The 9,606-nt window shown below is 38.1% G+C and carries 8 protein-coding genes and 1 pseudogene; 5 read left to right on the forward strand and 4 right to left on the reverse strand.

The genetic code is table 11. The features are described 5' to 3' along the window. Positions 1-27 precede the first annotated feature (27 nt). Positions 28-2,079 carry an NAD-dependent DNA ligase LigA gene (ligA, locus tag ACTBZY_RS23055; protein WP_463048756.1) on the reverse strand — a complete coding sequence of 684 codons (2,052 nt, stop codon included), beginning with the start codon at positions 2,077-2,079 and terminating at the stop codon, positions 28-30. Between the two features lie 109 nt (positions 2,080-2,188). Continuing rightward, positions 2,189-2,533 carry a LytTR family transcriptional regulator DNA-binding domain-containing protein gene (locus ACTBZY_RS23060; protein WP_463048757.1) on the reverse strand — a complete coding sequence of 115 codons (345 nt, stop codon included), beginning with the start codon at positions 2,531-2,533 and terminating at the stop codon, positions 2,189-2,191. 349 nt (positions 2,534-2,882) lie between these two features. Between ACTBZY_RS23060 and rpe the strand changes: the two genes are divergently transcribed. Further along, on the forward strand, positions 2,883-3,530 hold the full coding sequence (gene rpe / locus ACTBZY_RS23065; protein ID WP_463048758.1) for a ribulose-phosphate 3-epimerase: 648 nt from the start codon (positions 2,883-2,885) through the stop codon (positions 3,528-3,530). A 74-nt stretch (positions 3,531-3,604) separates the two neighbouring features. Here rpe and ruvC read toward each other — a convergent pair whose 3' ends face one another. Then, positions 3,605-4,174 (reverse strand): crossover junction endodeoxyribonuclease RuvC, encoded by a 570-nt coding sequence (gene ruvC / locus ACTBZY_RS23070; protein ID WP_463048759.1) that lies wholly within the window; start codon positions 4,172-4,174, stop codon positions 3,605-3,607. A 69-nt stretch (positions 4,175-4,243) separates the two neighbouring features. Between ruvC and ACTBZY_RS23075 the strand changes: the two genes are divergently transcribed. Further along, positions 4,244-5,368, forward strand: a complete 1,125-nt coding sequence (locus ACTBZY_RS23075; RefSeq protein ID WP_463048760.1) for a glycosyltransferase — start codon at positions 4,244-4,246, stop codon at positions 5,366-5,368. Further along, positions 5,368-5,994, forward strand: a complete 627-nt coding sequence (locus ACTBZY_RS23080) for a polysaccharide deacetylase family protein (protein ID WP_463048761.1) — start codon at positions 5,368-5,370, stop codon at positions 5,992-5,994. The genes ACTBZY_RS23075 and ACTBZY_RS23080 overlap by 1 nt, the downstream gene beginning before the upstream one ends. 2 nt (positions 5,995-5,996) lie before the next feature. Here the strand turns inward: ACTBZY_RS23080 and ACTBZY_RS23085 are convergent, their stop codons facing one another. Further along, entirely contained in the window at positions 5,997-7,064 is a 1,068-nt protein-coding gene (locus tag ACTBZY_RS23085; RefSeq protein WP_463048762.1) for a hypothetical protein, read from the reverse strand. A 214-nt stretch (positions 7,065-7,278) separates the two neighbouring features. Here ACTBZY_RS23085 and ACTBZY_RS23090 point away from each other — a divergent pair, with 214 nt between their 5' ends. Both ACTBZY_RS23090 and ACTBZY_RS23095 read left to right on the forward strand, forming a co-directional pair. After that, positions 7,279-9,339 (forward strand): OmpA family protein, encoded by a 2,061-nt coding sequence (locus tag ACTBZY_RS23090; protein ID WP_463048763.1) that lies wholly within the window; start codon positions 7,279-7,281, stop codon positions 9,337-9,339. 46 nt (positions 9,340-9,385) lie between these two features. Further along, positions 9,386-9,606, forward strand: a pseudogene (locus ACTBZY_RS23095) (glycosyltransferase family 39 protein); the annotation flags it as partial.

Below are 9,606 nucleotides of genomic sequence, written 5' to 3' on the forward strand. Positions count from 1 at the left end.
ATAAGTACAAATAGTTAAACCTTTTTCCTATCGTTGAAATATAGCCTCAAACTCATCTTCAGAAATCATTGTGACACCTAATTTTTCTGCCTTAGCCAACTTGGAAGGACCTGCGGCTTCGCCTACAATAAGATAGGTTAGTTTCTTAGAAACACCGCTAACAAGTTTACCTCCGTTGGCTTCTATTTTTTGCTCAATTTCTGCCCGGCTATAATTCTTAAAAGTTCCTGTATAGAGCAGTATCATGCCATCTAAAGCATTCCCCTCCAGCTCTGAGACCATATTTTCGGCTTCAAACTTTAAGCCAGCAGCTTTTAATTTTTCAATGAAAGTCCTGCTTTCTACGTCTGAAAAATAAGCTATGATGCTTTCTGCCACCTTCTCTCCCACGTCTGGAACATTTAACAGTTCTTCCAAAGAAGCGGCTTCTAGGGCCTCTATAGTTTTAAAATAATCTGCGAGTTTTTCGGCCGTAGTTTGTCCTACAAATCTTATCCCTATTCCAAAAAGCACTTTGGAAAAAGGTTGTTTTTTAGATGCTTCTACACCTTTTAGAATGTTTTCTACCGTCTTTTCTTTAAAGGAAACTTTTCTTTCTTTACCCGTAAGGTCGTCTACATGAATTTTCTCTAGTCCTAAAATTTGTTCATACTTGAGATGATACAAATCCGCAGCGTCATTTAGTAAACCACTGTCCATTAAAATCTCAATCTTCCCTTCCCCTAAACTATCTATATCCAAGGCTTTCCTTTGAATAAAGTGCTCTATTCTACCTTTTACTTGAGGTGGGCAGGCCTTTTCATTAGGGCAGTAGTAAGCCGCTTCTCCCTCCGTTCTTATTAGCTCAGTACCACAAGCTGGACAATTCTTTATAAACGTTATCTTGGGTTTGAATAAATCTGCATTGGGTTTTGAAATATCCACTCCAGTGATTTTTGGAATAATTTCCCCGGCCTTTTCTACAAAAACATAGTCTCCTATGCAGATTCCAAGCCTTTCTATTTCATCTGCATTATGTAAGGTAGCTCTTCTAACCGTGGTCATAGAAAGCTCCACAGGCTGCAACTCAGCCACGGGTGTAATGGCACCTGTTCTACCCACTTGATAAGTAACACCCCTCAATAATGTAGATTTTGATTCCGCTTTATATTTATAGGCAATTGCCCATCTAGGGCTTTTAGCAGTAAAGCCCAATTCTTCCCGCTGAGCGTAAGAATTAATCTTGATAACAATCCCATCTGTGGCACAGGCAAGCGTATGTCTTTTGTCTGACCACTCCTTAATATAGGCTATAGCCTCATGAATATCAGCAACCTTTTGCCATGAATCTGAGACATTAAACCCTGCCTTTTTCATGGCGATTAAACTCTCCTCATGTGTTTTAAAGCTATCGTTATCACTCAAATATTGATAGAGATAACAGTCCAGGTTCCGAGATGCCACCACGGCAGAATCCTGCATTTTAAAAGTCCCAGCGGCAGAGTTCCTAGGGTTTGCCAACGCTTTTTTGCCTTCGGCAATCAAGTCCTCATTGATTCTCTCAAACTCGGAATTGGGCATAAAACCCTCTCCACGAACCTCAAAACTTCCCTTGTTTTGAAAATCGCCTATATATAAAGGTAGCGTTTTAAGTGTTTTTACGTTGGTAGTGATATTGTCTCCCTGCGTGCCATCTCCGCGTGTCACAGCCTTGGTCATTAAACCATTTTCATAGGAAACAGACAGAGATATTCCGTCAAATTTAATTTCACAGATAAACTCGTAAGGTTCTTCTGCTAAGACCTTTTTAATTCTTTCGTCCCACTCTAAAAGCTCTTGCTCATTATAAGTGTTAGAAAGGGAAAGCATTGGGTATTTATGAGAAACAGCCTCAAATTCCTTAGTGATGGTACCTCCCACCCTATGTGTAGGAGAGTCTAAGCGTTTTAATTCGGGATTTTCCTGCTCAAGTATTTCGAGCTCCTTCAGCAGTTTGTCAAACTCAAAATCAGTGATTTCGGATTCCGCCTCTTGATAATACTTTAAATTGTAGTAGTTGAGTTGTTCAGTCAGCTCGTTGATTCTGTCTAAGGCGTTCATTCTAGAAAGATTGTTTCTCAGCAAATTTCATCAAATGAAAGCAAATTCAAAAGAAGTAAATGTTCGAAATGAATCTTTGGGCTATTGTATAGATTAAGAAGTATAAAATTTACACGAAACTCCTCAAAACAGCTTCTCTTCTTCTTCGGCTAACTTTAAATCTTTCACCAGAGTTTAACACGACGTAAATCTCATGTTCTTGATTTAAAACAGACTTCACATGTCTTTTATTTACCAAAACACCCTTTCTAGGAATGATAAATGAGCTGTTTTCATTCAACTTTTCAGAATAATGCTTCAAGGTAAATGCGGATAAAAAGTTTTTTTCCTCTTTTAAAAAAACCTTGGTATAGTTTCCAAATTCACTTTTGAAATGTGTGATGCTCTCAAAAGGAACCGTTTTCTTACCGTAGTCAAAAATAATTGCGTTTGTGGTTAAAGTTGAAGTTTTCATGGCCAAGTCAATTTATATTATTAAAAGTTTCCATTAAAAATTTAGCGAGCTGACAGATTTAAGCGAGACAGTCAAGGCTATAAAGTCCCTCGTTTAGCGAACAAATCTTTCAAAACGAGCTTTCTATGATTCAAACTTAGAAAACAGATTAACAGCAAATGGCTTTAATGTACGGTTGGTAGGTTTTTCTAAATATTTGGTAAAAGGCTGTTCCTACACAGATAATTTACCATTTGTATCCGCTAAAAAAGGCTAAGATTACATGCATATCAATAAAATCTTTTAGTTCTAAGTAAATTGCCGCCTCTTCTTAAGTCCATTTCTTATCTTTGTAAAAAAGAAAAAAAACATGCCTATCATAGCCCCTTCTTTATTAGCATCCGATTTTGCCAACCTTCAAAGAGACATTGAAATGGTTAATGCTTCTGAGGCGGATTGGTTTCATATTGATGTCATGGATGGTGTTTTTGTACCTAATATCTCTTTTGGTATGCCGGTGATTCAAGCCATAAAAAAGCATGCAAAAAAGACCATGGATGTACATTTGATGATAGTGCAGCCTGAAAGGTACATTGAGACTTTTGCCGAAATAGGGGCAGATATTATTACGGTTCACCATGAGGCCTGTACACATCTTCATAGAACATTGGCTCAAATTAAAGAGGCAGGCTGTAAAGCAGGTGTCGTTTTAAACCCTGCTACGCCAGTTTCGGTTTTGGAAGACATCTTAGTCGACTGCGATATGGTGCTGCTTATGTCTGTTAACCCAGGTTATGGCGGGCAGAAGTTTATCTATAAAACCATTGACAAAGTCAAAAAATTAAAAGCCATGATTCAAGAGCAAGGTTTGAATACCTTGATTGAAATAGATGGTGGTGTGAACCTAGAAACGGGGAAATTATTAGTGGACGCCGGTGCAGATGCCATGGTGGCAGGGAGTTTTGTTTTTAGCAATGAAGACCCAATGGCAACTATCGCCCAATTAAAGGCACTTTAGTATTATGAACTATCTCAACTATAATTCTATTTGGACTTATCGTTGAGTTGGTTCCTGAAACTCACATGGCCTTCTTATCCTCCGCTAACCCTACCCTTATTTTCGCTCACAAAAGCCCCCCAACCCTTTTTACTAGACCCGCTGCCTGTTAAGGCTTTTGTTTTGGCGTTCATGTAATGACAAACAGCCACTGCTAAGGCATCCGTGGAATCTAAGAATTTAGTCTCCAACTTCTGAGCAAAAAGATTCTCTAACATAAAGGCCACCTGCTCCTTACTGGCATTTCCGTTTCCTGTTACACTTTTCTTAACAGACTTCGGTAAATACTCCACAATACTGATATCTCTGGCTAAACCCGCCGCCATAGCCACACCTTGAGCACGGCCCAATTTCAGCATCGACTGCACATTCTTGGCATAAAAAGGAGCCTCAATGGCCATTTCGTCTGGTAAATACTCTTGAATAATACCAGTCATCCTTTCGAATATCTTTTTCAATTTCAACTCATGCGAACCCAATTTCTCCAAGCGGAGTACGCCATACTGAATAATGCGAAGCTTACTTCCTGTAACACCTATGAGTCCGTAGCCCAACACATTTGTTCCGGGGTCTACGCCTAAAATAATTTTCTCTGCTTTATCCATCGGCTATAAAGGTAAGGCTTTTTGATACTCTCATACTTCCTTACCTTTGAGAAATTCCAATTCATCCTTTTGAACAATATCGCCTCTTTCTTCATTTATAGCTATGGCCTATTTTGCACGGTTCTTATATATATATGGTGGAAATGGCCCGCTTATAAGGAATCGACAGAAAACATCAAACAAAAAAATATAACGGTCATCATTCCTGTAAGAAATGAAGCCGAAAATATTATAAGTTTACTAGAAGACATTGATAAACAAACCCTTGATAAAAGCTTTTTTGAAGTTATCATAGCCAATGACGACAGCACCGACAACACGGAGGAATTGGTAATAGGCTTTCAAAGCAAAACATCCCTGAACCTAAAGCTTGTCAAGCTTCCACCTAAAGAAAAAAACACCTCTCCTAAAAAAAGAGCCATTTCGCACTGCATTGCTCTAACTGAAGGCGACATCATCGTCACCACCGATGGCGACTGCAATGTGCAGCCTAATTGGCTTAAAACCATTAGCACCTACTTTGAAAATAATGATGTGGTGTTTTTAAGCTCTCCTGTCTTTTTTCATGACTATCAAGGCGATAATATTTGGCTAAATATTTGGACTAAAATCCAGCAAATAGAATTTGCCAGTCTCATCATTTCTGGTGCTGTTTCTATGAAAAAAGGTTTTCCAAATATGTGCAGCGGTGCCAATATCGCCTATTTAAAATCTGCCTTCCATGCCGTAAATGGCTTTGAAGGAAATGAGGAAATTGCCAGCGGTGATGATGAGTTTTTAATGCACAAAATGAGTAAAGCATTTCCTAAACAAGTGCATTATTTAAAGTCTGAAGAAGTGATAGTGAAAACAAAAGCTCTGCCAGACCTAAGTAGCTTTTACAATCAGAGAAAACGCTGGGCAGGGAAATGGAGCTTTTATACGCTGCTAAGTCCTAAAATAATGGCCATTTTTATTTTTTGTGCCAATGCTTCCTTCGTTTATAGCCTCATACAAGGTTCAGGGGAACTTATTTTTGCTAAGATATGGCCCGAATTCCTGTTTCTGGGAACGGCACTGCTGTTTTTTAGGAGTTTTAAGTTGTTGTTTTATATTCCTTTAGTTCAGTTGATTTATCCTTTCTATGTCCTATTTTTCGGATTAATTTCATTAAGAAAGAAACCTTATAACTGGAAAAACAGAGAACTTCATTAATGCTATACCGAACCCCAAAATTACTTCAGAAGATATATCCCAAACTTACATGGGAAAGAGAGACTCATGGTAAAGAACTCTTTCTAACATTTGATGATGGTCCCATTCCTGACATAACGGAATTTGTATTAGAAACGCTGGCGACTTTTCAGGCCGAAGCCACGTTCTTTTGTATAGGAGATAATATCATAAAGCATCCTGAAATTTTTCAGAAAATTTGTGCGGCGGAACATGCCATTGGGAATCATACCATGCATCATCTTAAAGGATGGAAAACCGACAATGAAGCTTATGCTAAAGACATCACAGCCTGTCAAAAGGAAATAGAGAAAACCTATCTTAACGCCTCAAAAAAACTTTTCAGACCGCCCTATGGTAGGATAAAAAAGTCACAAATTGCAGGTCTTCCCGCTGACTTTGAAACCATTATGTGGACCACTTTAAGCCAAGATTACAGACAAGATATTTCTCCTGAAGCATGTCTAAAAAACACAATAAAAGCGACCAAACCTGGTTCCATTATTGTTTTTCATGATAGTCTTAAAGCTCAAAAAAACATGACCTACGCTTTGCCAAGATTCTTAGAAGAGATGATTTCTAGCGGTTTTACCTTTAAAGCATTGTAATTTTAAGCCCCTTCTTTAAGCCAAATTCTTACTTTCTTTGCCCATTCTTCCTGCTTGGTTTTATTGAGATTGTGATTAGATTCGGAATCATAGGCATCTTGAAGCCGATTCATCTCCCTAAAAGCCTGAAGATATTCATACTGAATGATACTGCTCAGGTCATCCATGGTATTTGCTTTCACATTTCTTAATTTGGCAATCAGCCTATCCATCACCACCTTAGTAATATCAAAGTGAATTTGCTCATGCTCTAGAGACTCATTATTTTTAGAAACACCTTTAGCCCAAGACTGACTTTGAATCATAAATACCTGTGGTTTAAGTATAGCTGTGAGTTTACCATCTCTTATGGTCAGTTTGCTGCCCAAGGCAATGGTAGGAAAAATAGCCGCCGCATATTTTGAAGTATATCTTGGATTCCCTTTAAAATCACTCCAATTTACTTTTCGAGACAAATAATGAACCGTATCTCTATTATTCCTGGTTTCATAAGGTTCTATAATTATCAAGACACCATCATTAAAAGCTTCTATCCTACTTTTATTCAGTTTTATATAATTATCTACATATTCAATACAAGAGAACCACATTTGACTTAAAATGGGCTCGTAGGATTCTTCTCTAAGACTATTTAAGGATCGCTGGTATTTTGATGAACTATATGGTTTGCATATTAAAGTGGTATCACCTTCATGAATGGTGTAAATACTTAATCTCATATTCGCAATGCCACTAATGAGTCCATCTCTCCCTTTGGATTCCACATAGGCCAGTTCGGTAATTTCCGCCAGTAAAGCTACGTTCTTAGAGTTGTGCCTAAAGTTTTGCGACAACTGCCTTTCAAAAGCTCTTTCTGCACCTCCCCTAATCTCCAAATCCACCTTTTGACCATTTGCCGCATACAATTGGCCTAAAAAATGCGTGGAGGGTCTGCTATCTTTTACCCCTTGATAGTAATAACCTTTCTCACCAAAACCGTATGCTCTGGATTGAAGATTTATGGTCATTTGAGCTTTAGCTCCAACAACCACAAACAAGTAAAAAAAGAGTACTCTTCTCAACATCTTCATTCTAACGCCTCCTTAATGCAAACTAATATTTTGATGACGTAAATAATTTATATACTAAAACACTAAAGTTGAAAGACAAATTCTTTCCCATACCTATTGGTTTAAAATCTGGTGAGCTTGAGTTATTTTTGATACTACTAAGCACCCGTTTTTCATTGAATACCAATAAATATGAGGTAATTTCGTTAAACAACCGAATTCGTTATACAGGAAAATGTCCCGTAGGATCTATACCGTCGTTTTACTTCTTTTTTTCTTTCAGGGAGCTATTTCTCAAGAGGTCTTATGGGCTTCCGAAGTGTTAGGTTACTCCTCTGAAAAGACGGATATGCTTAACTCTCCAAAATATCGGTCGGTTCAAATCTTAGGAACACCCAGCATTTATCCTCAAATGGTGGAATCGCCATGTGCTTGGGAGCCCAATGGCTCTCAATATGGTGAAGATTATATTAAAGTAGGTTTTGAAAAGGCTATTTCCGTACGCCAGGTGGCCATTATAGAAAACTTAAACCCAGGAGCCGTTGCCCGCATTTTTGGTTATGATGAAGCGGGAACAGAACATCTATTATATCAAAACACAGGTGAAAAAGTAAATGTAAAAAATCGGTTTTGGCGAGTATTTGTGGAACCCGCACCTGAAAAAATTAATGCCATAAAGTTGGTTGTTAACCATAGAATATCCAAAGGCCCAAAGCAATATGATGCCATTGCCATATCAGATTCTAAAGAATTTATAGAATTCAACATCAATCTGGCTGAGAATATGCCAGAAAACCTTCAAAAAGAAAATCTGGGTCCTATCGTCAATTCCATTTATGGGGAGGTTGCTCCTATCATCACTCCAGATGGTAACAAACTGTTTTTCACCAGATTAGACCACCCAGGCAATATTAGAGATGAAAAGAGTAAAGACACAGAAATTAAGCAAGACATCTGGGTCTCTACTAAAAATGCAGCAGGAAATTGGTCTGAACCACAAAATCTTGGTAGTCCGGTAAATGATGCGAACCTTAATGCCGCCGCCACTGCTTCTGCAACAGGTTCTGGGTTGTTTGTACTCAATATTTATAAACCAGACGGAGGACAAGAAATAGGTTTATCTAGAACGTCCTTCATCAATGGTAAATGGAGTTATCCTGTGGAAGTAAAAATAACCGATTTCCAAGCTAAAAAAATAGAGAAAGACAAACCTGCGAATACCGAATATGCCATAAGCCATGACGAAAACATACTTATCATGGGATTAAACAGGCTTCCGAGTTATGGAAACAATGATCTTTATGTCTCTTTTAAGACGGCAGATGGCTCTTATTCCAGACCTAAAAATATGGGTCCCGTACTTAATACCGCAGATAACGAAGGGTCGCCATTTCTTTCTGCCGATAATAAAACGTTGTACTTTAATTCTAAAGGACATCCAGGCTATGGAGATTCAGATATTTTCATGACTAAAAGACTGGACGACACCTGGACCAGCTGGTCTGTGCCTGTAAATCTTGGCCCCAAAATAAACTCAAGCCGATGGGATGCTTTTTTCACGATTCCCGCCTCTGGAGAATATGCCTACATGAGTTCCGACAATAACTCGATTGGTGGTGAAGATATTTTCAGAATGAACCTTTTTGAGTCTATCAAGCCAGAGGCCGTGGCAATTTTAAGTGGTAAAGTCATGGAATTAAACTCTGATTTAGTTCTCGATGTACCCATATTAATGAAATCGAATAGCGATAGTCTCAACCAAAAGGGTTTCAATATTGAAATGAACCCAGACACCAAAGAATTCAAAGTGATTTTACCTGCGGGCTTTGTGTACTATTTTGATTTGGCGAGCAAAGGATACATGGACTTAAGAGATTCTGTAGACCTATCGAGGGAGAAGAATTATCGAGAAATAACTAAAAACTTTTATTTGACGCCCATTAAAGCAGGTCAAAAAATGATTTTGCAAAATTTGATTTTCGCCCAAGGAAAATACGAAATCCAGAAATCGTCTCATGATGAATTAGAAAGAATTGTTAAAATCATGAAAGAATATCCGAATATGGAAGTACTCTTAGAGGGGCATACAGATAATCAGGGGGATTTTACACTCAACGTGGAGTTGGCAAAAAACAGGGTGGACGAAGTTAAAACTTACTTAATAAGAAAGGGTGGTATATCTAGTCAAAGGATTGAAACGAAATCTTGGGGTCCAATAAAACCTATTTCTAGCAATTCCACACCAGAAACTAGGAAGAAAAACCGTAGAGTGGAGTTTACAATCCTTAAAATGTGATTACTTTTGTCGCTTAGTGAAAGACTACCCCAAAAGATACTTTTTCATGCCATCCCGTATTCTTGTGCTCTTCATTTTGTTGATTGCTGGATTTCTAAGATTTTACAAAATAGATTCTTACAGTCCGTATACCGATGAAAAATTTACGCTTTTAAACGTGCACGGCATCTGTGTAGGAGGATACAACCAACCAGAACTAACAGAAAATCAAACATTTACGCCAAAAGAATTCTGGAAAGACAGAAATCTACAAGACCATTATCAGGC

The sequence above is a fragment of the Arcticibacterium sp. genome (genome assembly GCF_055134445.1).